At 27.8% G+C, this 25,422-nt stretch carries 23 protein-coding genes and 1 riboswitch; of the genes, 10 read left to right on the top strand and 13 right to left on the bottom strand.

The genetic code is table 11. The annotated features are described in order from the left end of the window. Positions 1-25 precede the first annotated feature (25 nt). Positions 26-1,270: a D-alanyl-D-alanine carboxypeptidase family protein gene (locus tag IC758_RS02820; protein WP_227834810.1), complete on the top strand. Its 1,245-nt coding sequence runs from the start codon at positions 26-28 to the stop codon at positions 1,268-1,270. A gap of 369 nt (positions 1,271-1,639) precedes the next feature. Here IC758_RS02820 and IC758_RS02815 read toward each other — a convergent pair whose 3' ends face one another. The 7 genes from IC758_RS02815 to IC758_RS02785 all read right to left on the bottom strand — a co-directional run bounded on the left by IC758_RS02815 (position 1,640) and on the right by IC758_RS02785 (position 7,844). Then, entirely contained in the window at positions 1,640-3,025 is a 1,386-nt protein-coding gene (locus tag IC758_RS02815) for a sensor histidine kinase (protein WP_227834811.1), read from the bottom strand. After that, complete coding sequence (locus IC758_RS02810) at positions 3,018-3,665, bottom strand: response regulator transcription factor (protein WP_227435254.1); 648 nt, start codon at positions 3,663-3,665, stop codon at positions 3,018-3,020. The genes IC758_RS02815 and IC758_RS02810 overlap by 8 nt, the downstream gene beginning before the upstream one ends. Positions 3,666-4,152: 487 nt before the next feature. Continuing rightward, on the bottom strand, positions 4,153-4,992 hold the full coding sequence (locus IC758_RS02805; RefSeq protein ID WP_227435256.1) for a PTS system mannose/fructose/sorbose family transporter subunit IID: 840 nt from the start codon (positions 4,990-4,992) through the stop codon (positions 4,153-4,155). Positions 4,993-5,016: 24 nt separating this feature from the next. Beyond that, the gene (locus IC758_RS02800) at positions 5,017-5,775 is read right to left on the bottom strand and encodes a PTS mannose/fructose/sorbose/N-acetylgalactosamine transporter subunit IIC (protein WP_227435258.1); all 759 of its coding nucleotides are present in this window, start codon (positions 5,773-5,775) and stop codon (positions 5,017-5,019) included. 43 nt (positions 5,776-5,818) lie between these two features. After that, a complete protein-coding gene (locus IC758_RS02795; RefSeq protein WP_227834812.1) occupies positions 5,819-6,292 on the bottom strand; it encodes a PTS system mannose/fructose/N-acetylgalactosamine-transporter subunit IIB in 474 nt (157 codons plus the stop codon). Positions 6,293-6,320: 28 nt separating this feature from the next. After that, positions 6,321-6,737: a PTS sugar transporter subunit IIA gene (locus IC758_RS02790; RefSeq protein WP_413926642.1), complete on the bottom strand. Its 417-nt coding sequence runs from the start codon at positions 6,735-6,737 to the stop codon at positions 6,321-6,323. 54 nt (positions 6,738-6,791) lie between these two features. Further along, a complete protein-coding gene (locus IC758_RS02785; RefSeq protein ID WP_227483342.1) occupies positions 6,792-7,844 on the bottom strand; it encodes a galactitol-1-phosphate 5-dehydrogenase in 1,053 nt (350 codons plus the stop codon). A gap of 393 nt (positions 7,845-8,237) precedes the next feature. Here IC758_RS02785 and IC758_RS02780 point away from each other — a divergent pair, with 393 nt between their 5' ends. Beyond that, complete coding sequence (locus tag IC758_RS02780; RefSeq protein WP_227435267.1) at positions 8,238-8,918, top strand: phosphoribosylaminoimidazolesuccinocarboxamide synthase; 681 nt, start codon at positions 8,238-8,240, stop codon at positions 8,916-8,918. Between the two features lie 270 nt (positions 8,919-9,188). Here IC758_RS02780 and sugE read toward each other — a convergent pair whose 3' ends face one another. Continuing rightward, positions 9,189-9,509 carry a quaternary ammonium compound efflux SMR transporter SugE gene (gene sugE / locus IC758_RS02775; RefSeq protein WP_227435269.1) on the bottom strand — a complete coding sequence of 107 codons (321 nt, stop codon included), beginning with the start codon at positions 9,507-9,509 and terminating at the stop codon, positions 9,189-9,191. A gap of 72 nt (positions 9,510-9,581) precedes the next feature. Then, a riboswitch (guanidine-I (ykkC/yxkD leader) is annotated at positions 9,582-9,687 on the bottom strand. 217 nt (positions 9,688-9,904) lie between these two features. Here sugE and IC758_RS02770 point away from each other — a divergent pair. Further along, positions 9,905-10,732: a carbon-nitrogen hydrolase family protein gene (locus IC758_RS02770; RefSeq protein ID WP_227435271.1), complete on the top strand. Its 828-nt coding sequence runs from the start codon at positions 9,905-9,907 to the stop codon at positions 10,730-10,732. A gap of 111 nt (positions 10,733-10,843) precedes the next feature. Here the strand turns inward: IC758_RS02770 and IC758_RS02765 are convergent, their stop codons facing one another. After that, the gene (locus tag IC758_RS02765; RefSeq protein WP_227860734.1) at positions 10,844-11,626 is read right to left on the bottom strand and encodes an EFR1 family ferrodoxin; all 783 of its coding nucleotides are present in this window, start codon (positions 11,624-11,626) and stop codon (positions 10,844-10,846) included. Positions 11,627-11,889: 263 nt separating this feature from the next. On the opposite strand from IC758_RS02765, the gene IC758_RS02760 reads away from it, so the two are divergent. Together IC758_RS02760 and IC758_RS02755 are read left to right on the top strand one after the other, a co-directional pair. Next, the gene (locus tag IC758_RS02760; protein ID WP_227860733.1) at positions 11,890-12,564 is read left to right on the top strand and encodes a response regulator transcription factor; all 675 of its coding nucleotides are present in this window, start codon (positions 11,890-11,892) and stop codon (positions 12,562-12,564) included. Then, a complete protein-coding gene (locus IC758_RS02755) occupies positions 12,552-13,712 on the top strand; it encodes a sensor histidine kinase (protein WP_227860732.1) in 1,161 nt (386 codons plus the stop codon). Before IC758_RS02760 ends, IC758_RS02755 begins: the two co-directional genes overlap by 13 nt. Positions 13,713-14,075: 363 nt before the next feature. Here IC758_RS02755 and IC758_RS02750 read toward each other — a convergent pair whose 3' ends face one another. Further along, on the bottom strand, positions 14,076-16,064 hold the full coding sequence (locus IC758_RS02750) for a sensor domain-containing diguanylate cyclase (RefSeq protein WP_227860731.1): 1,989 nt from the start codon (positions 16,062-16,064) through the stop codon (positions 14,076-14,078). Positions 16,065-16,657: 593 nt separating this feature from the next. Here IC758_RS02750 and IC758_RS02745 point away from each other — a divergent pair. The 3 genes from IC758_RS02745 (at position 16,658) to IC758_RS02735 (ending at position 20,729) form a co-directional block, all read left to right on the top strand. Continuing rightward, complete coding sequence (locus IC758_RS02745; protein WP_227483347.1) at positions 16,658-17,326, top strand: ABC transporter ATP-binding protein; 669 nt, start codon at positions 16,658-16,660, stop codon at positions 17,324-17,326. A 2-nt stretch (positions 17,327-17,328) separates the two neighbouring features. Then, positions 17,329-19,803 (top strand): ABC transporter permease, encoded by a 2,475-nt coding sequence (locus IC758_RS02740; protein WP_227860730.1) that lies wholly within the window; start codon positions 17,329-17,331, stop codon positions 19,801-19,803. Positions 19,804-20,105: 302 nt separating this feature from the next. After that, on the top strand, positions 20,106-20,729 hold the full coding sequence (locus tag IC758_RS02735; protein WP_227435286.1) for a uracil-DNA glycosylase family protein: 624 nt from the start codon (positions 20,106-20,108) through the stop codon (positions 20,727-20,729). 155 nt (positions 20,730-20,884) lie between these two features. Here IC758_RS02735 and IC758_RS02730 read toward each other — a convergent pair whose 3' ends face one another. From IC758_RS02730 to IC758_RS02720, 3 genes are all read right to left on the bottom strand, one after another. Further along, positions 20,885-21,664, bottom strand: coding sequence for an EFR1 family ferrodoxin (locus IC758_RS02730; RefSeq protein WP_227851386.1), 780 nt, complete (start codon positions 21,662-21,664; stop codon positions 20,885-20,887). Positions 21,665-21,733: 69 nt separating this feature from the next. After that, positions 21,734-22,159 carry a MarR family transcriptional regulator gene (locus IC758_RS02725; protein WP_227435289.1) on the bottom strand — a complete coding sequence of 142 codons (426 nt, stop codon included), beginning with the start codon at positions 22,157-22,159 and terminating at the stop codon, positions 21,734-21,736. Between the two features lie 11 nt (positions 22,160-22,170). Continuing rightward, positions 22,171-22,848 carry a flavodoxin family protein gene (locus IC758_RS02720; protein ID WP_227860729.1) on the bottom strand — a complete coding sequence of 226 codons (678 nt, stop codon included), beginning with the start codon at positions 22,846-22,848 and terminating at the stop codon, positions 22,171-22,173. A gap of 261 nt (positions 22,849-23,109) precedes the next feature. Here IC758_RS02720 and IC758_RS02715 point away from each other — a divergent pair, with 261 nt between their 5' ends. Together IC758_RS02715 and IC758_RS02710 are read left to right on the top strand one after the other, a co-directional pair. Further along, positions 23,110-23,496: a BlaI/MecI/CopY family transcriptional regulator gene (locus IC758_RS02715; protein WP_227435294.1), complete on the top strand. Its 387-nt coding sequence runs from the start codon at positions 23,110-23,112 to the stop codon at positions 23,494-23,496. A 2-nt stretch (positions 23,497-23,498) separates the two neighbouring features. Next, a complete protein-coding gene (locus IC758_RS02710; protein ID WP_227860728.1) occupies positions 23,499-25,301 on the top strand; it encodes a BlaR1 family beta-lactam sensor/signal transducer in 1,803 nt (600 codons plus the stop codon). The last annotated feature ends 121 nt before the right edge of the window (positions 25,302-25,422 follow it).

Raw genomic sequence — 25,422 nt, 5'->3', positions numbered from 1 at the left:
CTTGCGCACATAATTAGTATATGAAATGGAGGATGAAATTTTGAAAAGAAAAATAAAACACTTAGCAATACTTGCATTAATTTTTACATTTATAACACCTGGATTCTCATTTGCAGATAATCCACCAGTCCCAAATTCGTCAAGGGCGGCATTGCTTATAGACCAAGATACTAGAAGAATATTATTTGAAAAAAATAGCGACGAAAAAATGCCTCTAGCTAGCTTAAGTAAGATGATGACATTTTTACTTGCAATAGAGGCAGTAGATAAGAATCAAGTTAAAGAAACTGATATAGTAAAAATAGACAAGTCTACAGCTTCTGTTGGAGGTTCTACTTGTAAGCTTAAAGATGGAGATGAAATACCTCTAGGAGAGCTTATGCAGGGTCTTATGCTTGTTTCTGGAAATGATGCAGCTATGGCCATAGCAAAATACATTGGTAAAGATGAAAAGAGTTTTGTAGATATGATGAATAAGAAAGCTGAAGAAATAGGAATGCATGATACGTATTATTTTAATCCAAATGGTCTTCCTAGATATACTGACCCAGAACGTAAAGAGCCTCCTATAGAAAACATATCAACAGCTCATGATATAGTTACTCTTGGAAAGTATATGTATGACCATTATGAAAGTCAGGTTACTAGAATAACTACTATGCAAGTTTATAATGATACTAAAAAGGATTTTACACACTACAATACAAATCCTCTACTTGTTTCAGTTCCTGGTGTAGATGGAATAAAGACAGGTTATACAGATAATGCTGGATATTGTTTTGCATTTTCTATGATGGTTCCTAAAGATGCTAAAAATGAAAGAAATCATAGATTAATAGGTGTTGTGCTTGGTGATGGTAATAAGAAGAGTAGAATTTCTTCTTCTGCTAGTTTATTGAAATATGGTAAAGATAATTTCCATTCTAAGAAGATAGCTCATAAAGGAGATACTATAGAAACTCCTTGTGTTGATGGTATTGATGATTTTAAGATAAAGGTTAAAGTGGATAAAGATTTATATGGTGTTGTTTCAGATAATGAGAATATCAATCCTAAGATAGTGTTTAAGAGCATGAGCTATCCTATCAATAAGGGAGATATTGTTGGTGTTGCAAAGTATTATAATGATTCTGGTAAGTTTGTTGGAAGTGTTAATGTGAAAAGTGAAAGCAATATAGGGTGTATCCCTTTGAAGGACAAGATTAAGATTAAGGTTGCTAAGATAAATAGAGAGCTTGAAGGTAAAAATTCTGTTTGTTTTAAGGCTTAGTGCTTAGATAAAAGTTAAGAGATTGAATGAAAGTTGAAAGAGCTCCACTGTATGGTGGGGTTTTTTGTTGTTGTGTTTTTACAAAAAAATTAAAATAGTGGCAACAATTGAGGATGTGAGGGAGAGTTGCCACTATCTATATAGGGTATTATATTATGTTTTTAAGCTAGTTTTTACTATCTTCTATGTTTATATAATAACTCTTGTGTGTGAATTTAATAGAGAATTCATGTGAATATTATGTGAAGTTTTATTTTTATCAAGATAATATTTAGAATATAATTTAAACCTGTAATCATATTTCAAACAACAACTTTATCCATCAGGGAAATAAATTAATTCAATGTATTCTTATAAAATAATACACAACTATATAAAGATAATATAAAATTCTATCTTTCCATCACAAATTTCAACCTTATATCTAAAATTATTTTCTTCAAGTATAGTCTTAACTATTGTAAGACCAAGACCAGTACCTGAAAGTTCTTTACTTCTTGACTTCTCTAAGACATAAAAAGGCTTCCATATATCATCAATATCATCTTCTCTATCATAATCTATTCCATTTTTTATAGATAAAATAATCTTATCCTTATCTCTAAAAAGATTAATCTCTATCTCATTATCACTAGTATACTTTATTGCATTACTAATCAAATTATTAAGTACCATGTCTATACTATCTTTATCAGAATTTATTATAAGATTTTTATCTTCTATATCGCATTTAACACTTATATTATCCTTAGATATCAATAATTCATAATTTTTTAAATTCTTAAGCAGTCTTTCCTTTAAATCTACTTCACACAAACTAACTTCTTTTTTCTCATATTTAGCCCAATATAAAAGAGTATTTATTGTATTAGACATATTTTCTGCCTGTTCAATTATTGTATCTGTATAAGTACCATCATCCAAACCATCTTTCATACCTATAGCATATGCTTTTATAAGTGCTATTGGAGTTTTCATTTCATGAGATGCATCAGATATAAAAGATTTTAAATTTTCATTTCTTTTATTTAATTCATTGTGTGCCTTTTCAAGCTTCACACTCATTATATTTATGCTATAAGCTAACTCCTCTATTTCATCATTCGTTTTTATAGCCTCAGTTCTAAAATTTAACTCAGATATATCCTTCGATAAAAGCTTTAACTTTTCCATAGGTCTTATAATTCTGTTTGACAGTATAAATGTAAGTATAGTTATTATAATTACTGAAAATATCCCCATTATTATATTAAATCTATTTACTATACCAATTGTTTCTTCTGAATGTTCTATTGGTATAGATATAGCAAATAAATAATTATCCTTTTTCATAAACTTTACTAGTAGACTATATTTGGTTTTTCCCTGATTATATATTTTATTAATACTTTTATTGTCAATATCTTTTAAAACACTTCCTTCAATCCAAAATTTATTTAAGCTCAAACCTTTATTCCAAAAAGCGTCTAGCAAATCTTGATTTATTTTATCCATACTATTTTTATTTTTGTAATTTTTATCTAATGTTACATATACAATGGCTGTATTACTTTTTTCTTCAATTAATTCAATATTTGACTTTAATTTATTCATATCCTTATGTTTTATTTCATTTTCAATGTTGTTCAATACATTTCTTTTTTCATGTAAATAATACCTATGAATAAACATACTATTTATAGCTATAGATATTATATAAACAACTACAACTACTATTGATATACTTATAGATAGCTTCTTATTTAGTTTAGTCATCAAAATCCTCCAGACTATACCCTAATCCTCTGTAAGTTTTTATTATATCTTCTCCTACTTTTGTTCTCAGTCTTCTTATATGAGTATCTACTGTTCTAAAATCTCCATCATAATCCAATCCCCAGACTAAATCTAAAAGTCTTTCCCTAGATAAAACTATTCCTTTATTATTTACTAAGCAATGTATTAATTCCAATTCTTTTTTAGTCAATAGTAGTTCATCATTACCTTTAAAAACTTTATTTGACTCAAAATCTATTTTTAAATCTCTTATATTAATTGTATCTTTATAATTTACCAATTTCTTAGCCCTTATTATTAAGACTCTAGGGTCAAATGGCTTTTTAACATATTCATCTGCACCTATATTGAGTGCCTCGATTTCATCTTCGCTTTGACTTTTAGCTGTCAACATAAGTACCTTTGTGTTACTATTTTCCTTTATCTCTTTACAAACCTCTATTCCATCAATTACTGGCATCATCCAATCCAGTATTGCTAAATCTATTTTATTTTCATAAAAAACATCTAAAGCCTCTTCCCCATTTTTTGCAGTAAATACATTGAAGCCTTCTTTTTTAAAATAAGCACAAAGTATCTTAATCATACTCACTTCATCATCAGCAATTAATACATTCATATATTCACATCCCTAAATTTATTATATTTCATATTATATCCATTGTTTCAATTATATAAAATATATGTTACAAGAAGTTTACAATTATTACTAAATACCAATATAAAATAGAGTACAGATAAGCTTTAATACTAAATCTATAAATTTAAACACATAGTTAACTCTGCAAAATTTTTAAATATAATTGTTACTCTCTAAATATTAATATAAAGCAGAAACCTACAAAATAACTCTTCTATATAAAATTAATATTTTTATCCAATCCCATAAGATTTTATACATAAATAAAAAAGTATCTCACCTATGATTTAAAAATCATTTTGAGATACCTTTTACAAAATTATATATTCTACACTACTTATCTAAGCTTAAAACTTAAAGCTTAAATCTTAATCTATTAATAATCTAATTTACCCTAATTGCTATTGTATTTTATAGATATAGCCAATTTATCTAAAATCCTCATCAATACATCATATGCATTTATTTAAAATAATCCTAATATACCTGTAATAGCACCTACCACTATCAATATACCCATTATTTTTATTGGAGAAAGACCTTTCTTTAAAGCAAAGAGTACCAATAAAGTAAGTACCAAAGGAATTAACCCTGGAAATATCTTATCAAGTAAATCTGTCTGAAGACTAAATTTAAAATCTCCACTAGTATAACTTATTGGTGTAGATAAATTAATAAATCTACCTACTAGTCCGCCCATAACTAAAGTCCCTAGTATAGAAGCACCTTCTATAACTTTATTTACTATTCCACCCTGAAGTATACTTTCAACAGCTTTTTTACCATACTTGTATCCATTTGTCCACATTCCAAATGAAATTGAAGTCATTATTATATATTGAGCCAATACAAATAATATCGGTCCTGCAATTGATGCTCCTCCCTCAGTTAAACCAATACAAACAGCTAATACTATAGGTGTTATAACTCCTTGAGTTAAAGTATCTCCAATACCTGCCAATGGTCCCATTAAACCTGTCTTTATGGCATTCATACCATCACCACTTATTTCATCTGCACCATTAGCTTTTTCTTCTTCCATAGCTATTGTTATTCCATGTATAACACATCCACATATAGGCTCTGTATTAAAAAATGCCAAGTGAGTTTCTACTTCTTGCTTTAACTCTTCTTTATCTGGATATAACTTTTTAAGTACTGGTAACATTGAATGTGAAAATGCTGTTGATTGTAATCTTTCATAATTGTAGTTAGATTGTGCAAAGAAAAACCATCTTAGCCATGACTTTATCACATCTTTTTTGCTTAACGTTTTCTTAGCTACTTCACTTTTTGTATCTGACATAATTTTTTCCCCTTTCTTATATATTTAAGATGTCGCACCATCTTTTCCATATTTAATTGAAGTAATTGTAAGAGCAAGTATTACTCCAATAACAGATATTACTATTATATCTACTTTAAAATAAACAGCCATTAATATACCTAATATGAAAAATGGCATAGTAAACTTATTTCCAATTAATTTTAAGTTCATAGCAATTCCTAACGCTGGTAACATAGCTCCAATTACATTGAATACATGTAACACATTATCATTCATTACTTCTAACATTCCATCTATTGCATTTGGCCCAAAATAAACAACTAATAATGCTGGTATAAAACTCATTACAAACAATAGTATCTGAGGTGGAACTATATTTATAAATGCTACTTTATCTATATTTCCTTTTTGAACCTCTCTATCTGCCCAGTGTGCAAAAAAAGAATTGACTGTCATTTTACCTATCCAAAGTACAGTTGCAACAGTACCTAATGGAACAGCTATTGCCATTGCAGTACTTACATCCAAATTAGATGCTATAGCTAAAGCAGTCCCCACATATCCTGCAAAAGCTGGGTCTCCCATTTGAGCCCCTCCTGCTGATATGAATCCTAAATATATCATATTTATACCTGCACCTATAATTGCTCCTTGAACTGGGTCTCCTAGTATAATTCCTGTTACAAATCCAGCTAATAAAGGTCTATTCCATGTAAAAAATCCAACATAAGTTAGCCATGGACTCCAAGAAAGATAATAAAAAATTGCTATTAAAACTGCTTGAATTAGTGAAATTTGCATGTTCTTCCTCCTTATTTAATTTTAAATATTTACAAAATAGGTCTTACAACAATGTTCCTACATCAATTTTCTTTGCATCTGGAACTATTTGTATAAAACACTTAACATTCTTTGATATTAATTCCCTAAATATTTCTTTCTCTTCATCTGATACTGATATATTCTTATAAAAACTTTTTCTTCCAAGACCAGCACCCATACCCCCAACATTTAATTCTTTTAAATCTACTCCATTATTTACTAGACCTAAAACAGTTTTAGGATATTTAACTAATACTATTAAATTTTCATCTCCATCATATGATTTTAAAACTTCAGAACCTGATTCTATATCATGCACTTCAACCTTAACAGTTGAAGGTGCTGCCATTTGTAATACTTGAACTATAAAAGGGTCTTTTACAACTAAATCATCTACTATTACTATCCTCTTTGCTGATGTAATCTTACACCAAGCAGTTATAACTTGCCCATGTATTAATCTATCATCAATTCTTGTTAATGCTATATTGCTCATAATAATTCCTCCAAAATTTTAATTTATTTTATATATTTAAAGCTGCTTTTACATCTTTAATTCCTGAAACTCCAACTTCTTCACATAAATTTTTTAAATCTTTTAATTTCATAGTATCTCTGTTTAAAAACAGCTCTAAAAGCATAGGCAAATTTACACCTGTTAAACATTCTAATTCACATTCCTTAGCAAATTTATTTATTATAACAGCAGATGTATTGAAAGGAGTTCCTCCATAAAAATCAAGTAATACTAAAATACCTTCATCTTTATATTTTTCAATTCCATTTTCTAATTTTCTACTAAACTCATCTATACTGTCACCATGGTTTAATCCTAAAGTTTCTACTTTTTCTTGTTTCCCTACTATTAATTCAGCACTTTCTAACATTGCTTTAGCCATATTCCCATGTGCAGCTATAATTATTCCTGCCATATGAATCATACCTCTCTTAACTTTTTTATATACATTATAAATTACTATCTTTATTGCTCTACCTTAATTAGCCACATTAATCATTATCTTACCAAAGAAAATGTCTCTTTTGTATATTTTTTCAAAATAATCTGGCACTTCATCTAAGTTTATTCTGTGTGTCACCAATTTCTCAACATTCATGTCACCTTTTTGCATATGATACAAGCCAGCACTCCATTCTTTTCCTGGAAATGGAAATGAATTTCCAAACCAAGTTCCTTTCACAGTTAGCTCACTTCTCACTATCTTCTCAAATTGTTCTCTGCTTAAAGCTACATCTCCATATGGTACTCCTGCATACAGTACTGTCCCACCTTTTTTGGCTAATAATAATACCTGACCACATGTCATTGGAGTTCCTGCTGATTCAATAACAATGTCTGCTCCAGCTCCATTAGTTAATTTTTTTATCTCTTCTACAATATTTTTTTCTTTTGCATTTATACAAATATCTGCTCCTAATTCCTTCGCTAATTCTAATTTCTCATCAAATACATCTATAGCCACTATTTTTGTAGAACCAAATATTTTTGCCCATTGTATTGAAAATAAGCCTATTGGCCCTGTTCCAAGTACTACAACAGTATCTCCTACCTTAGTTTCTGACCTAAAAAGTCCATGCCCTGCTATACACACTGGTTCTAAAGCAGCAGCCGTTTCATAACTTATTTCTTCTGGTATTTTTATCAAATTTCTTTCCTTTACCTTTGTATATTCAGCAAAACATCCTCCAAGCTCTTTATTGCCTATTATTGCTACATTATTACATCTTGAATACAACCCTTTTTTACATTCATCACATTCAAAACATGGCATAGCTGGACAAACAGCAACTCTATCTCCTATTTTAAAATCTTTTACTTCTATACCAACTTCTGCTACTTCTCCTGAAAATTCATGTCCTAAGATTTCTCCCACCATATGAGGGCCTGTCTTTGAGTATTTTGATATATCAGAGCCACATATACCAGCAACTTTTACTTTAACTATTACATCATCTTTTTCTAATATTTTAGGTATATCTGCATTCTCTACTCTTGTATCTCTTACACCATAGAACTTAACTGACTTCACATTAACCACCTCTATTGTTTATTTTATTTAGATATATACTCATCTTTTTTATGTAAAATATATAGAGCAATTTTTATGCCAACATTTGTAAATATAGTTTTCATGCCATTTATCACACTGTTATTATATGTGTGTCAAAGTGTGTCAAAAAATTTTCCTACAAAAACTTATGTGTGTTAATACAAATGACACTTTCTTTCTGAGTACTTTTCTAAATTTTTTCATAAAATGTACTTTTTTTATTATTTTTATAAAAATGTTCGGAAAAATTCTCTATTTTTGTGATATAATATTAAATATAAGGCATCAATATAGATTTTTATACGAATACCAGAACTTTTTTGACACTAATGCCTTATTCAATATAATAATTTAATATTTTGGAGGTTGTTTATGAAAAAAGTGTATCAAGGAAAGACTAAAGATGTTTTTGAATTAGATAATGGAAATTTCTTACTTAAATTTAAGGATGATGTAACTGGCAAAGATGGTGTATTCGATCCAGGTGAAAATACTGTAGGGCTAAGCATAGATGGAATTGGTAAGGCTAATTTAGAAACATCTGTTAAGTTCTTTGAAATTCTAAACAATGCTGGAATTAAAACTCATTATGTAAGTGCTAATTTAGAAGATGCAACTATGGAAGTGTTACCAGCAAAAGTTTTTGGTAATGGATTAGAAGTTATTTGTCGTTATAGAGCTGTTGGTAGTTTCTTACGTCGTTATGGTTCATGTGTTGAAGAAGGAGCTAAGTTAGACTGTTATGTAGAAGCAACTTTAAAAGATGATGACCGTTGTGACCCACTTATAACATCTGAAGGTTTAGAAGCTTTAAATATTATGACTCAAGCTCAATTTGATTCAATGAAGAGTATGACTCAAAAAATTTCTAACATAGTTCGTGATACTATAGCTGAAAAAGGACTTGAACTTTATGATATTAAGTTTGAATTTGGATTCTACAATAATGAAGTAATATTAATAGATGAGATAGCATCTGGAAATATGCGTGTTTATAAAGATGGTGTAATAGTTGACCCTATGGATTTAACTGCTTTATTATTAGCAAAATAATTATACAGAATATATACATATAATTTTCAAATACAAATCTAATAAACTTATAAATAAAAACAAGCTATGAATCAGAAATTCTATAAAATATCAATTACTTTAAAACATTTTATAATTTCTAATTTCATAGCTTTTTTATTGTATTATTACAACATTTTATAATTTCTAACTTTATAGCATCTTTTATTCTGCCGATGCACTTAATTCCTATAAATTAGCTTCTATATTCTATAACTATCACCTCCTACTATTTATCCTAATTCATACTTATTAGTTACTAGATAATAATTTCAATCCTACAATCCCCACTACAATAAGACCTATACATAAAATTCTAGCCATATTAACTGGTTCATTTAAAAGAGCAATTCCTACAATAGCAGTTCCAACTGTACCAATTCCAGTCCATATGGCATATGACGTTCCAAGCGGAAGATGTTTAAGCGCCAATGATAAAAAATAAAAACTAACAATCATCCCAACAACAGTAAGTATACTTGGAGTCAACTTAGAAAATCCATGTGAATTTTTTAATTGAAATGCCCAAAAAACTTCAAATAGTCCTGCAATAAATAAAAATAACCATTTCATATAAATCATCCCTCTTTTCAAATAATATATCTCTTTTTTAGCAATAAAATAACCTGAGAAATATTATAAAATATCTCCCAGGTTTTTATCCTTCCGTGTTCACAACAAAATTATGTTGTGGGTTTTATCTTGGACCAGACCAATCATTAATAATTGCGGAACCCTATAAAACTCTAGTATTATTTTATTGTCTTTAAAATAATACTAGCAACATAGGTAAAAAAAGTCAATATATTGATATGATATAAATTATAAGAGTATAAATTAAAATATATATCTATAGTAATTTGTACTCTTTGGTTATATAACATATTCAACTTACATATTTTGTATTTATATCTAATTTTTATTTAATATGTTATAATAACATAAAAATATCGAAAGGAGTAATTTTTATGAATTCCTACAAAATTGCAGTGTGTCAGATGATTACTACAGAAAACAAGATTGAAAATATTAATCATGCTGTAGAAATGGTAACAGAAGCTGCCAATAATGGGGCTAAAATTGTGGTTTTACCGGAAATGTTTAATTGTCCATATGAAAATAAATACTTTCCTAAATTTGCAGAAGAATATCCAGGTGAAACAACAAATACATTGAGTAAACTAGCCGAAAAACATGGTATTTATCTAATTTCTGGTAGTATTCCAGAGTTAGAAGATAGCAAAATCTATAATACTTGTTATGTATTTGATAAAAATGGAACTTTAATTGGAAAACATCGCAAAATGCACTTATTTGACATTGAAGTTACAGGAAAAGTTAGCTTTAAAGAATCTGATACTCTTACTGCTGGAAATGATGTTACTATAATAGATACTGAATATGGAAAGATGGGTATTGCTATTTGCTATGATATTCGTTTCCCTGAATTATCACGTTTAATGGCTCTTGAAGGTGCAGAAATCGTTATCTTGCCAGCAGCATTCAATATGACAACTGGACCTGCACATTGGGAATTATCTATCAGAATGCGTGCTTTAGATAATCAGATATTTTATGTTGGTGCTGCACCTGCTCGAAATAAAGATGCTTCTTACATAGCTTTTGGTAATTCAAGAATTTCAGACCCTTGGGGAAAAATTATAGCTCAGGCTGATGAAAAGGAATGCATTATCTATGCTGATATTGATAGAGATTTAATTCCTGACATAAGACAACAATTACCATTACTTAAACATAGAAGAACAGACTTATATGAACTTAATATTTTAAAATAAAAAATTATAAAACCCCCTAAATTAATTATTTAAAATATTTATGGGGTTTTTATTATTGTAATTATCCCAACTACTCTTAGTTACTAATTGATTAATAGTAGTCATTTTTTATTAAATATCTTTACTTTTCTCACTTATCATATCTTCCAACTTTATATTTGGATTATGGTATCTCTTTTTATTTTTAGTTGCATCTTTCCATTGAATCGCTTGCTTAGGACACCAATGTACACATGCTAAACAATGTTCACAATTGTGTAAAAACTTCGGTCTCCCCTTTTCAACGTCTATATTATTTACAGGACATACTTTTGAACAAATACCACATTCTATACAGGTATCTTCAACTGAAAAATGGCTATCTTGATTTGTACAAGATGAAATATATTTTTTATAAAACTTCTTGTATATAAAATTTGTTTTGCCAATTTTATTACTTTTCTTATTTACAATATCTTCTGACACTTCATTAACCTTGATTTCTGCTTTTCTAAGTAAATTATCAATTTTTTTATCATCTTTTATTTTAAACTCACAAATGTAATTGGAAACCATCTGTATCCTTGAACCTAGATTTAGTCCATGACCCTTCTCTTTCAATAAAGCATCCACATCATGAAGCGCACTTCCACCTATCATGCCTCCACAAGTTACTACAGCAAAAATATATGGTTTATCACTTTTAATATTTAGATTTGATATAAATTTAGAAACAAGATTAGGTAACCCCCAAAAATATAATGGAAATACAAATCCTATCATATCACTATTACAATCTACATCAGTTGTTTCACATATTCTAATTATATTTGCATTTATTTTATTCGATATACTCTCTGCTACACTTAGGCTATTTCCAGTTGATGTAAAATAATAAATAACTTTATCTTTCATAAAATACTCCTCCCAAGATGCCCTTTTAGAAAATTATTCATCTTTATATATTAAAATTAGAATACTCAAATAAAGACTATTAACTACATGCTTAAATTTTCCAATAATTAGACACTTGATTTATTTAGTATATAAAAATATACTAATTTTAATCATTAAAACTATTATATTTTTATGTAAATTTAATAATTTGAGAAATTCTTGAGATTTTTATACTAAAATAGAAGTTGTTTAAAAAGTTTTATTTAGAAAGGAGAATTTTTATGAACAGTAAAATACTTGTTGTAGATGACGAGGAAGGAATCACCACTTTATTAAAGGATTATTTTGAAATAAATGATTATGAAGTTTATACTGCTCAAAATGGAAAAGAAGCACTAGAAAAAATATCTAAAAATCCAGACATTATTCTACTTGATATAAACATGCCTGAAATAGATGGAATTGAATTTTGCAGTAGAATTAGAAACTATATATCATGTCCTGTCTTATTTTTAACAGCCAAAATTGAAAACAATGATAAAATTAATGGTTTTCGTGTTGGTGCTGATGATTATATTGTAAAACCTTTTGATTTAGAGGAACTTGGGGCAAGAGTCTCTGCTCACTTAAGACGCGAACAAAGAAAATCAAATCATACTAAAGTCAATTTTTATAAAGATTTAGTAATAGACTATGAAAAAAGGTCAATTTCCATTGATAATAACCAAGTTTCACTTTCAAAAAAAGAATTTGATATCGTAGAACTTCTCTCTACGAACCCTGGTCAAGTATTTGATAGAGAGAGAATTTATGATAGAATATGGGGCTATGATAAAAATGGAAATAGTGATGTTATAATGGAACATATCAGAAAAATACGAATTAAATTATCAAGATATACTCTTGAAAATTACATAGAAACAGTATGGGGAGCTGGTTACAAATGGATAAAATAAAGAATATGTCATTAAAAAAATCTTTTTTCTTTCTCACTCTATCTTCATTAATTATAGCATCAGTACTTACAACAGTCTCATACATTTTACTTAATTACATATATCACTCTATACAAGACAAATATTTACAAACTCCTTTATACACAGAAACTATAACCATAGTGCAAAATAATTTAAATCAATATAGTGATTTTGATAAAGTATTGATTAATATAATTAGCACACTTCAGCTTATACTCCCACTCGTATTTTTTATAGGACTTCTATTATTGGCTGATATAATTTTTTATAAGGTAAAATTAAAGATACCTATTGAAATACTTAATAAAGGAGCAAACGAAATATCCAATAATAACTTAGATTTTTACTTAGAATATAAGAGTAATGACGAATTAGGTAATCTGTGTAGTGCTTTTGAGAAAATGAGGTTGCAACTAAATAAAAATAATATAAAAATGTGGACTATGATAGACGATAGAAAACAGCTTAATGCTGCTTTTTCTCATGATTTAAGAAATCCTCTGACTGTTCTAAAGGGATACTCAGATTATTTAATAAAATACATGCCAACAGGAAAACTTAGTGATAAAAAAATTTTATCAACTGCACAACTTATGTCTGAACATATCAACAGAATTGAATACTATGTAAATAGTATGAGTAATGCTCAACGATTAGAAGAGCTAGTTATTACAAAATCTACATCAAGTATAAATGCTTTTGTAGAAAACTTAGATAGCAATATCTCTATTCTATCAAAACAAGCTGGAAAATCTTTTAAAATTACAAATAAAGTGGATAATATAAACGTATTATTTGATGAAAATATTATTCATAGAGTTATTGAAAATATAATATCAAATGCATTTAGATATGCAAAAAATAAAATATCTATACTTATATACCTTGAGCAAGAATTCCTTACTTTCGTAATTGAAGATGATGGTGTGGGATTTAGTGAAGAATCTATAAAATCAGCATTAAAACCTTTTTATAAAGATAAGACTTTAAATAATAACAACTTAAATTTTGGTATGGGTCTTTATATATCTAAAGTATTATGTGAGAAACATGGTGGTTCTATTTTTATTGAAAACAATCCAATTGGTGGTGCTAAAATTACAACAAAGTTCTCAACAAAAGGCTAGAGGTACTTTAGTTTTTAATCTAGATTTTCTTGTATAAAACATAATAAACTTTGTATAAAGTATAATAAACTTTTAAGTTTTATTAAAATATACCCTATAGCGTACATTCTAATAAAAAGACGCAACCTTAAACATAAATATAATCTATCTGATTTTTTTAAATCAGATAGATTTACACAACACATTTCAAATACATAAAAATCTATTTCGCTAATTAAATTTAATTTTTATAATACAATAATAAATTTATCTGTCAATTAACTCAGTCCATTATCATTCAAATAACATACTAATGCTTCTGCTTAAATAACTTCTTTACTCTTTATGTATAAATTTATGTACAGATAAACTTGAAACTGTTTATTAAATATTTTTTTCTTTCAATCTATCTGAATCTTCTAATACATCAGTATTATGTCGATAGCGTCCTGTTGCACGATGGTTATGATAAAATTCTTTTTTATCAGCATACATGAGTTCGTCTGCAGTTTTTATAATGAATTGAATATTTTCACAATTTTCTTCCCATTTTGAACCAATGGCAGCTTTACATTCATCATTCATAAAATTATTCCTTAATTTTTGAACTTTTTCATTGAATTCATTCTCACTTATATCTATGCAAATAATTACAAATTCATCACCACCAATTCGATAGTAGGAACCTATTTCAAAGCTATTTTGAATGATTTTTGCACATGCTTTAAGCAACTCATCACCAGAATCATGTCCTAAATTATCATTGATTTCCTTGAGTCCGTTTACATCTAAATATACTACGCCAATAGAATTTTTTTCGCCCACAAGGTTATCAATATCGTGAATATAACGGTTTCTATTATAAAAAGAAGTAAGAGTGTCTAAATAACTTAAACGATAAAGAACTTCCTCATTTTCATTTCTATGCATTGCAATCATAATAAAATAACTAAGAGTTTCAAGAAATGTAGCTGCATTTTCCGTTAAGTTTATAGAGGGGTTATCCAGTCCAATACATCCATCTAATTTTCCATTACGCTCTAATGGAACCATGACCAGACGCTTAATTTTCTGTTGTAAAAGAATCTCATATTCAAATTCCATAGTCAATTTTAAGTCTTCTATATCATGAATAACTACATTGCCTCGCTTTTGAAACACATTGAGCCACATTGAAAAATCTGACTGTGGTAAATCCTGTAGGTTATCAATTTGTGGAATTATACCTTCTTTACACCATTCTGCAATATTAGATAGATTATCACCATGAAATAAGAAAATGTAGGCACGTTCAGCTAAAAACAAATTTCCTACCTGTTCCAATACATAATTAGTAGCATCTAACGTTTCATGATTGCGATAAAGTTCTCGAATACACTCAACAAGAACATTATCTCTCTTCAAACGGCTCTCTAGTTCAATTTTTTCATTAGTTGCTTCAGTAATATCAAATGCAATTTCCATTCTTGCTGTGCGGCCCTCCCACTCCATTAATCTATCTTTTAATAAGTAGTGGCGTTTAGTGATTGGGTTTGTATGTTCCCAAGTATAATTTTCATCCTTTTTTAGAATAGAATTCTGACAGAATGAACATGGAGAATCAAATCCCTGCAATACTTTATAACACTTCAAATGCTCTTCGTCATTGATATTGAAAGTTTTCTTTCCAGCTTCATTGACAAATAGCAAATCATAGGTATCAATGTCTGATATATACATTAGTTCTGTTATTTCATTTATAGGAACAAGCAATTCTTGCAACCTTTTTGATAACTGTTCGTTCTTTAGTTTATTCTCATTTTCAGCTTCAATCAATCTTCTGCGACGTTTATCTTGGCAGAAAGCAAAAACAGTACATAGCCCTGCCATCAATATAAACACTATATTAATATAAAACAATAAATTTCGAGCATCTTGAACGATTTTATCAGTATATACCTCTGCAGCCATTACTAACTGGTCCGCTAAGTTAAAGTAATCTTCACTCATCTCAAACAGTTTGTCCCCAGAACCTACATCTCTATAACTCATGATTTCTACCTTAATATCTGACCAATCCTTTTTCATTTCTACTAATAATGATTGATACTCTTCACTTTCAAGTCTTATTAAATTAAGTTCAGCACTTCCATTAGAAAGCCCTGTTAGTATATCATCTAGGTGTGCAATCAAACTATCATCCTGTACATGAGCAAGTTCTTTTTTTATCAGTCTCTGTGTAGCACCACGGATAATACCTGTATAATTGATAACACGTGCATCTCCCTCAAGGTTGTTGATAGAACGAACTGACAATATACCTGTCAAAATTAGGGCAATGCTCAAGATAAGTGGAACTGCACCTATTCGCAGTTTTGCGAATACTATCTTCATATTGTATAGTCTTCCCAATATTCTATAGTCCTCCCAATATCTGGTTTAATTTTATGTTTACAATTATTATATCACAATAATAATCCATAACAGCTTTATATTTCAAAGCTACAGTTAATTTTATTAGTAGTTATCCTCCTCCTATATCAACCACTATGAACAAATAAAAATATTAAGTAAAAATGTTCATAGCAACTCCTACTTTATTTTGGAATATTTTTCTTTAATAGTAAATTACATCTATTTAACCCTTATACCCCTACGAATTGAATTGTACTCAACAAATACCCTTAAATCTGCCTTGTTTTAATAAATTTTCTTTAAATATTTTCTTTAAACTAATTAAACTTTTCTAAGGAAATTTCATTTTAATTTTTTATTCTTATTTCTTTATTAAATTATAATTTCTATTGAGATTCAAAATAATAGATATACATAAGTCTATCTATCTTATTTTTTAATACAGTATTTCAAATATATTTATATTCTTTTTGTCTAGAATTTACTTCTATTTATATAATTATATAAAAATTGAGAAAAAATTGAGTTTTATGACTTACACTCTTCTTATACAAAAAAGGAGTGTGTTTTTTATGATTATAAAAGCAAAACAACTATCAAAAATATATGGTTCTAATAACAACAAAGTTATTGCATTAAACAACATTGATTTAGAAATAAACTCAGGTGAATTTGTTTCTATCATTGGACCTTCTGGAAGTGGAAAAAGTACACTTTTACATATCTTGAGTGGATTAGATAGTCCTACATCTGGGCAGGTATTACTTGATGGGAAAGATATGTATAAATATAGTGAAAAGGAACTTTCCACTCTTAGAAGAAAATGTTTTGGATTTGTATTTCAACAGTTTAATCTACTACCAGTTTTGACAGCTTCAGAAAATATTTCAATGCCTGTATTATTAGATAAAAGACAACCTGATAAAGAATACTTAAATGAAATTTCATCATTGCTTGGAATCTCAGATAGATTGCATCATCTTCCACATGAACTCTCAGGAGGTCAGCAACAAAGAGTTGCTATTGCTAGAGCATTAATTGCAAAGCCAAATGTAATATTTGCAGATGAACCTACAGGAAACTTAGACAGCAAAAGTGGTAGTGAAGTTATGAATCTTCTTATTAAAACATCAAAACAATTTAAAAAGACTCTAGTAGTAATAACTCATGATGATAGGATTGCAAAGCTTGCTGACAGACAGCTTTCAATAATTGATGGTGTACTTATGGAGGTGAAATAGTAATGAAGAATTACCTTTCACTTTCAATAAAAGAGTTAAAAAACCAAAAACTTATGACTACATTAATTGTTATTGCAATAATAATGTCAACTATAATGACAACTGTAGTAGGTCAATCAATTGGCATACTTCAAAACTTAAGAAAAGAGCAAGCTCGCTCTTTTAATGGTGATAGACATGTATCCTTTCACCAACTCAATAAAACTCAAGTTGATAAACTAAAAAAAGATAATAGAATCTACCAAGCTGGTCTTTCAACAACACTTGGTACTAGTAAAATAAAGAATACAGGTATCTCTATACTTGTAAAAGAATACGATAAAATAGGACTTTCCAACTATCCAAAACTAATGAAACTAAAGTTTGGAAATCTTCCTAAAAATAAAAATGAGATTGCTTTAGATGAAAACACCTTACAACTTATGGGAATAAAACCAAAACTTGGTATAACTATTCCTATGGATTTAAATATCTCACTCTTAAATGATACAGAACAACCCTATGGTTATAAAACCAATTTTAAACTAAGTGGTATTTTAGAAAATGACTACACAGGCTATGCAAGTGGAATAGTAAATAGTGTTGTAGGTAAAGGTACATCAGAAAATCTATTACCTAAAAGATATGCTTTATCATCATTGGATTTTAAAATAAAGCAACAAAATAAATTTCAGGAAATTGTAAATCAATTAGCCAAAAAAGTCAATATTTCTCGTAGTTCAATTCAATACAACTGGGTTTATTTAAATACATTAGGAATTAACTTTGAAGGAGATAAAAACAGTTCCAATAGTGATAGCATGTCTATAATTATAATAATATCTTTATTTGTTGCACTCTTAGTACTACTGGCCTCTGGACTTGTAATCTATAATATTTTAAAAATTTCTGTTACAAAGAAAATCAAAGAGTATGGATGTTTAAGAGCAATTGGAGCTGAACCAAGGCAACTATATAAAATTATTATCTTACAAATTTTATTTTTATGCGCTATCGCTATACCTATTGGAGCTATAATTGGAATTGTTTCTTCTGAAAGCATAACTGAGATGGTTACGAATATTTTAAATCCAGATATATTTTTAGTAAATGACAGTAAACAAATGCCTGAGATTATACAGAGAAATTCAACAGCATACTTAATTCCACTATTATTAAGTGTTAGTATTTCACTAGTATTTTCATTTGTTGCGGCTTTACCATCAGCAATATATGCTTCACATGTTTCTCCTAAAATTGCTATGGCTGGTAGCACTATCAAAATCAAAAGAAAAATTAAGATTAAACGAGAAAAACCAATCAAAAACTTCGAAAGACATCTAGCATGGCTAAATCTAAAAAGAAATAAAGGTAGAACTATAATAACTATACTATCATTATTTATGAGTATAACAGTATTTGTTGCACTGAGTGAATTTTCTAATGTATTAGATGTATCCAAATCGGTTAGTGACTTAAAAAAAGGAGATTTTTCTTTAATAAATGAAGTGCCTGGCTTTGATAAATCTACGCTAGATAAAATAGTTAACATGAAAAATATCAATCGTACCTCTTTTATCAAATACTCTGAATATAAACAAGGGGAAATAAATACAGATATTAACTTTAAAAATGGTTCTGAAATGTTAAAAGTTATTGGAGTTGATGAACAAACTCTTAAAGAATTAATACCTTCTGTAAAAGATTCTTTATTGGAGGATTTCAAAAATGGCTCTCTATGTCTTATAAAAAATCCAATTGCTATTTCTACATCAGATACAAAATTTAAGGCTACAAATCTAAAACCAAAGGATAATATTACAATTAATAAAAAACAATTAAAAGTATACAATACTGTAGATAAAATGATTAATTTGCAGGGTAATGGTTGGTTAAATGGTATTGATGTTATTGTATATGATACTGTATATGACACCCTAACAAATAAAAATAGATTCAGTCAGATAAATGTTTATGCTAAAGATAAATCAAATTTAGAAGAAATAAAATTATCTATTGAACAAATTTGCAAAAACAATCCAGGTTCTCGTTGGATATCGTATATTGAATCAGACAACCAACTTAAAGAAAGTTTCAAACAAATACAATTTTTAGCATGGACTATTATACTATTTGTAGGTTTGATTGGTACTTTAAACATTATTAACACAACTCATACAAACATTAATACTAGAATTAATGAAATTGGAGTTAAGAGAGCTATTGGTATGAGTAACAGTAGTTTATACAAAATGTTTTTATGGGAAGGTTGTTATTATGGAATCTCTGCTTCTATATTTGGTTCAATTGCAGGATATGCCAGTGCTATTATAATAAACATGGCTACTATAGAAAAAATTGATTTTACTAATATCCCAATTGTTTCGATTTCACAAGCTACACTTGTTTCTATAGTTGCATGTATTATAGCCACTCTTATTCCTTTAAGGAGAATTAAAAAAATGGATATTATTGATTGTATAGATATTATAGAATGATAATAATAAATTAATATCTATAAATAAAACATAATAAGTTATCTTTTTAAAACTATAATCCTATAGATTTTTTGATTATATATCTTTATGACCACAAATATTGCTATCGCCTTTATTTATGGTCTTTTTTTATGTTTTTAAATAGAATTGAACTTTTCAAAGGATATTCTTTATATAAGTTATTAATTAATAAACATGACATTATGTTGTCATGTTTATTGTGCTATTATGTTTTTAAAATTCTTTTGCTTTACAATTACTTTTTATAGTATTTAAGGCTTAAAATTAAGGAGCTTAAACATATGAAGATAAATATAAAATCAACTTTAAATGAATTTATTAAAAATAATAATCTTTTTGAGGATAATGAAGTCTTATCATATCTTCCCAATATAACAATAGATACAGACTCTATAAAAACTATAATGATTAACGAAGTTGTACCAAGTAATCCTAATGATGATTTTTATAGTTTAGATGAGCATGCTGACTACTTAAAAAATACAATCCCTTTATTCCAAAATGCAGGTATAAAAGTATCTAGCATAAACGATATCTTAAATCTAGGCATATATATAACCAATGCAGTAAAATTACCTAAATCAGAATATACAATAACTCGCGACACTATTCAATCGCACATGCCTATTTTAGAAGAAGAAATTAAATTATTCAGTAATCTAAAGGTAATAATGTTAATGGGAGATGTAGCAAAAAAATCTTTTAATATGATTACTAAAAAACATACAAAAAAGAATGCAGTTCCTTCTATTTCAACATACAAACTTCGTAATAATGAACTTTATTATGACAATTTACGAATATTCCCATCATATATTATGACTGGTGGAAACTTATTGATTGAAAAATCAAAATTCGAAATGGCCTCAGAAGATATTCAAAAAATGATAGAACTTATAAAATAATAGAAAAGTGCCTCATAAAAACGCTTTGAGGCACTCTACTTTTCAAATCATAAGTTATAATTATAGTACTTTTTTTATAGTAAATTTAAATTTTTATTTAATATTATTTATCACTAACCTTTAATATTGTCCATCATTGAACAAATCAAACTTATCTATTTTTCTAAAAATATATCCTTTACTGTAACATCTGGATGGTGATACTTCTTTCTATCTGTCAAAAACGATTTTTTTATATTAATAGCCTCTTTTGGACACCAATGAAAACAGGCTAAACATCTTTCACACTCATTACCCCACTTTGGTTTTCTGTCAACTATACTTATGTTTTCTAATGGACAAACTCTTTTGCATGTTCCACACCCATTACAATTATCTTCGGCAAAAAATTTAGTGGTGGCAATCTGCATGTTTTTACCTACTAGACGAAGCACAACACTATCTATATGTGACTTTAAATTGTTTTTTCCCTCTATATTTCCAAATTCCAAGTTATTGATACATTTTGCAACTTCAGCTACTCTATTAGTTTGACTTCTCAATCTTTCCTCTTCAACATCTGGAGGTGTTATCAAAGCATTTCCAGGCATATTAATTAAAAAACCAGCAGATAATTTTTTACCCTTTTTCTTAAGTAATTTATCTATAGTAAATAAACTGTGTCCAGCCACCCCATTGCAAGTGGCAATAGCATATATATGAGTATTACTATTAAAATTCAACTTATCTATAAAAAACTTTACTATATCAGGAACATCAGAGAAATAAACTGGAAAAACAATTATCAATATATCTTCATTTACGTCTATATGTCTTTCTTTTCTATGTATAGCTAAAGGTATTACTTCCCCATTTTCATTTAACATTTCTTTTAAAGTCTTTGAAACCACTAAAGAGTTTCCTGTTCCAGAAAAATAATAAATCTTAGAACTCATCCTTATCCCTCTTTCTATTGTTTTGTATCATCAATGAGTTAAAAAGACTTCTTAAAACATAATTTATATTTATTTACTGAGTTTATCTAAAGCTTCAGTAAATAAAGACAGCTCCTCATCTGAAATAGTTTTAAATGTCTCTGTTGCATATATATCTGCAATTTTATTTAATGGCTCTTCTAATTCTCTTCCTACATCTGTTAAAAATATTTGAAATTTTCGTCTATCTTTAACATCTACTTTACGAACAATTAAGCCTTTATTTTTCATAACATCTAAAATTCTTGTTGTATTAGATTTATCCTTACATGATTTTTCGCACAAATCTATTTGAGAAATTCCATCTTGTTCCCATAGAAATCTTAATAAAGCATAATGATCAGTTGTTATATCATACCCATTTTGCTTAAACATCTTTTTTAAATCTTCTTTTACTTTCAATGAAGTACTTATTAACTTACTTGTAACTTCATATAATTTCTCAAAATCTCTCATAATACCTCCATCTAAATAATACCTTGCGCCTCCCATCTATCAATTATTCCTTTATATTGCTCAATATTTTTAAATGCCATTGGCTTTAAAATAATATTCATAGCAATAAAATCGTAGATTTGAGAAAACACAGGTGGATTTTTCTTTTCCTCTATACAATAAACAAATTTTTTAGATACCTTTTGTATCTTTGATTCTACTCTTTCAACTATAGGATTTTGATTAAATCCAACCTTTACAGATAAATGACCACAAACATAACCTCCTGAATCTGAAACCATTGATTTCATAAAAGAAATAGCTTTTGAACCACGAGCATTTTCATATGTTGTAACTGCTATACATGGTTTATGATACAATAATCGCTCTAACATCATATGAGCTCTATCTGTAAACACCTTAAAAAGACCAGTTACACTACTTCCATAAGTTGGACTACCAAATATAACGCCATCACTCTTAGTAATTATATCATGAATATACTCTACTTTATCATTTTGATTAATACACTTACCTATTTTATAACAATTTAAACAACCAATGCAATATGATGGATTGACTTCACTTAGATTAAAAAAATTGATTTTGACATTTGGTTTAATTTTTTTTATATCTTTGCATAACTGAGTCAAAACCTTTGATGTTGCCCCATTTTTTCTAGGGCTTCCATTTATAACTGTAATTATCATAATTTATACCTCCAATTTAGTTGTTATATCAACAATAAGTATATCAACCATTTTTTCAACTGTCAATATAATCCTTATATTTAATTTTTTACCATACATACAGATTAATTAGTCATAGATATACAGCTTAATTAATACTATTTATATTTAAATACATGTACTTTCTAGATGACTAAAAATGAACTATTTAAAAAAATTGACAAAGCAAACTAATGATAATATACTTTATATATTACAAATGTAAGTATAAGGAGGTATCTTATGAAAAAACTACCACAGATTTCAGAAGCAGAATATCAAGTAATGAAAATCATCTGGAAATATGCTCCTATTAGTACGAATGAAGTGATTGAAAAGCTAGTAAAAACAAGTAAGTGGAGTCCTAAGACTATTCAGACAATGTTGTTGCGTTTGGTTAAAAAGGGAGCTTTGGCATATGAAAAAAATAGCAGAGTCTTTGTTTATACTCCAATTGTTAAAGAAGAAGAGTATGTATCTACAGAAAGTAGTTCTTTTTTAAATCGCTTTTATAATGGAACACTTAATTCTATGGTACTAAATTTTTTAGAGAATGATAAATTATCAGAAGATGATATAGAAGAATTAAGACATATTTTAGATAAAAGGAAAACTAAGGAGGATAAGTAAGTATGTATGCTCCATTTTTTATTCGATTCTTGCTTAGCACAATAACCTTATCTTTTTTAATTATTATAATTTTGCTTGCTAAAAAAATATTAAAAAAACATATTTCTGCAATGTATCAATACAATATCGGGTTTATGATACTTATAATGTTAATAATCCCATTTATTCCGCTTAAATATATTAATCATTTAAATATATTTAGCTATATATCTAGTTTTACTCAGATTGAAAATAATACAGCAAATACTTCTATTGTAAAAAACTCTTCAGACAGTATAATTAATAATTCAAATGCATTAAAAGATTTTTCAGTATCTTTGAGTCAATCTAATTTCGATAATTTAAATATTTTATTGCTAACATTATGGATAATTGGAATTACAACCATGATAATTATTACAGTTCATTGTAATTTTAAAATAAGAAATATAAAAAAATCAGTACAAATTTTAGAAGATGAAGAGATACTTTCACTTTTTAAGCACTGTAAAGAAAATATAGGTTTAGATAAGAATTTTATACTATGTAAATCATCTATTATAAATACACCTATTACATTTGGATACTTTAGGCCACATATTATATTACCAAGCGAATCTATATCTAAATTATCTTTAAAAGACATAAGATATATTTTACTTCATGAATTACAACACTCTAAAAACAAAGATATTTTAGTAAATTATCTAATGTGTTTTTTCCAAATATTATATTGGTTTAATCCTCTTATCTGGTATGCACTTAAAGAAATGAGATTAGACCGTGAGATTGCATGTGATATTTCAGTTTTAAAAAGACTTGATGAGAATAGCTACATAGAATATGGACATACCATAATAAATTTTATAGACAATCTATCAAAACCATCTAATCTCACACTTACTTCAGATATTGGTGGTTCAAAAAAGCAAATAAAAAGACGTATATTAAAGATAACAGATTTCCAAATTGAGTCAAAAGCTTTAAAACTTAAAAGTATTTTAATTTTTACAATAATAGCTTTAATTGTATTTGGAAGTAGCCCTACACTATCCATTATGGCAGATGTCAATGAAAAATATAATCTTACAAGTAATCAAACTTTATATGAAAATTTAAGTCAGTATTTCAAGGGTTTTGATGGAAGTTTTGTAATGTATGATTTAGAGTCAAATCAGTATCATATTTATAATGAAGAAAAAAGTAAAACGAGAATTTCACCAGACTCCACTTATAAAATTTATAGTGCTTTGTTGGGATTAGAAAATGGTGTGATAACAAGAGATAATTCATACATTCATTGGGATGGGAAGTATTCTACTAATGATTCTTGGAATAAAGACCATGACTTATTTTCCGCTATGGAAAACTCTGTTAACTGGTATTTTCAAGATTTAGACAAAAAAAATGGTATGAAAAACGTACAAACTTATCTAAAAAAAATTAACTATGGAAATTGTGATGTTTCATCTGGGATATCAAACTATTGGTTAGAATCTTCTTTGAAAATCTCACCTATTGAACAGGTAAATTTACTTAAAGATTTTTATACAAATAAATTTGAATTTAAAGATGACAATATAAAAACTGTAAAAGATTCATTATTGATATCTAAAGAAGCTGGAGTATCGCTTTATGGAAAAACTGGTACTGCTAATATAAATGGAAAAGATGTAAATGGTTGGTTTATAGGCTATGTAGAAAAAAATGGAAATACTTATTTATTTGCAACAAACATTCAAAGTAAAGATTATTCTAATGGTATCACAGCATCCAAAATAACATTGTCTATTTTAAATGATAAAAAAATATATAAGACAAATTAATGCAAATATACTTTTAAAATTACAATAAAAAAATTTGATGGTTGTAATTTGTTTACACATATCTATATAAATACTCTAAATATGGGATTTTATTTATAAATAGTTTAAATATTTATGTAAG

The organism is Clostridioides sp. ES-W-0016-02 (assembly GCF_020641035.1).
Classification (GTDB): Bacteria; Bacillota; Clostridia; order Peptostreptococcales; family Peptostreptococcaceae; genus Clostridioides.
Note: the sequence above shows the minus strand (reverse complement) of the source record. Positions and strands in the feature narration are given on the sequence as shown.

Excerpts from the sequence above, each read along its gene's own strand:
- IC758_RS02820 (WP_227834810.1), top strand. The coding sequence starts at position 26 with ATGGAGGATGAAATTTTGAAAAGAAAAATAAAACACTTAGCAATACTT.
- IC758_RS02815 (WP_227834811.1), bottom strand. The coding sequence starts at position 3,025 with ATGACTAAACTAAATAAGAAGCTATCTATAAGTATATCAATAGTAGTT.
- IC758_RS02810 (WP_227435254.1), bottom strand. The coding sequence starts at position 3,665 with ATGAATGTATTAATTGCTGATGATGAAGTGAGTATGATTAAGATACTT.
- IC758_RS02805 (WP_227435256.1), bottom strand. The coding sequence starts at position 4,992 with ATGTCAGATACAAAAAGTGAAGTAGCTAAGAAAACGTTAAGCAAAAAA.
- IC758_RS02800 (WP_227435258.1), bottom strand. The coding sequence starts at position 5,775 with ATGCAAATTTCACTAATTCAAGCAGTTTTAATAGCAATTTTTTATTAT.
- IC758_RS02795 (WP_227834812.1), bottom strand. The coding sequence starts at position 6,292 with ATGAGCAATATAGCATTAACAAGAATTGATGATAGATTAATACATGGG.
- IC758_RS02790 (WP_413926642.1), bottom strand. The coding sequence starts at position 6,737 with ATGATTCATATGGCAGGAATAATTATAGCTGCACATGGGAATATGGCT.
- IC758_RS02780 (WP_227435267.1), top strand. The coding sequence starts at position 8,238 with ATGAAAAAAGTGTATCAAGGAAAGACTAAAGATGTTTTTGAATTAGAT.
- sugE (WP_227435269.1), bottom strand. The coding sequence starts at position 9,509 with ATGAAATGGTTATTTTTATTTATTGCAGGACTATTTGAAGTTTTTTGG.
- IC758_RS02770 (WP_227435271.1), top strand. The coding sequence starts at position 9,905 with ATGAATTCCTACAAAATTGCAGTGTGTCAGATGATTACTACAGAAAAC.
- IC758_RS02765 (WP_227860734.1), bottom strand. The coding sequence starts at position 11,626 with ATGAAAGATAAAGTTATTTATTATTTTACATCAACTGGAAATAGCCTA.
- IC758_RS02760 (WP_227860733.1), top strand. The coding sequence starts at position 11,890 with ATGAACAGTAAAATACTTGTTGTAGATGACGAGGAAGGAATCACCACT.
- IC758_RS02755 (WP_227860732.1), top strand. The coding sequence starts at position 12,552 with ATGGATAAAATAAAGAATATGTCATTAAAAAAATCTTTTTTCTTTCTC.
- IC758_RS02750 (WP_227860731.1), bottom strand. The coding sequence starts at position 16,064 with ATGAAGATAGTATTCGCAAAACTGCGAATAGGTGCAGTTCCACTTATC.
- IC758_RS02745 (WP_227483347.1), top strand. The coding sequence starts at position 16,658 with ATGATTATAAAAGCAAAACAACTATCAAAAATATATGGTTCTAATAAC.
- IC758_RS02740 (WP_227860730.1), top strand. The coding sequence starts at position 17,329 with ATGAAGAATTACCTTTCACTTTCAATAAAAGAGTTAAAAAACCAAAAA.
- IC758_RS02735 (WP_227435286.1), top strand. The coding sequence starts at position 20,106 with ATGAAGATAAATATAAAATCAACTTTAAATGAATTTATTAAAAATAAT.
- IC758_RS02730 (WP_227851386.1), bottom strand. The coding sequence starts at position 21,664 with ATGAGTTCTAAGATTTATTATTTTTCTGGAACAGGAAACTCTTTAGTG.
- IC758_RS02725 (WP_227435289.1), bottom strand. The coding sequence starts at position 22,159 with ATGAGAGATTTTGAGAAATTATATGAAGTTACAAGTAAGTTAATAAGT.
- IC758_RS02720 (WP_227860729.1), bottom strand. The coding sequence starts at position 22,848 with ATGATAATTACAGTTATAAATGGAAGCCCTAGAAAAAATGGGGCAACA.
- IC758_RS02715 (WP_227435294.1), top strand. The coding sequence starts at position 23,110 with ATGAAAAAACTACCACAGATTTCAGAAGCAGAATATCAAGTAATGAAA.
- IC758_RS02710 (WP_227860728.1), top strand. The coding sequence starts at position 23,499 with ATGTATGCTCCATTTTTTATTCGATTCTTGCTTAGCACAATAACCTTA.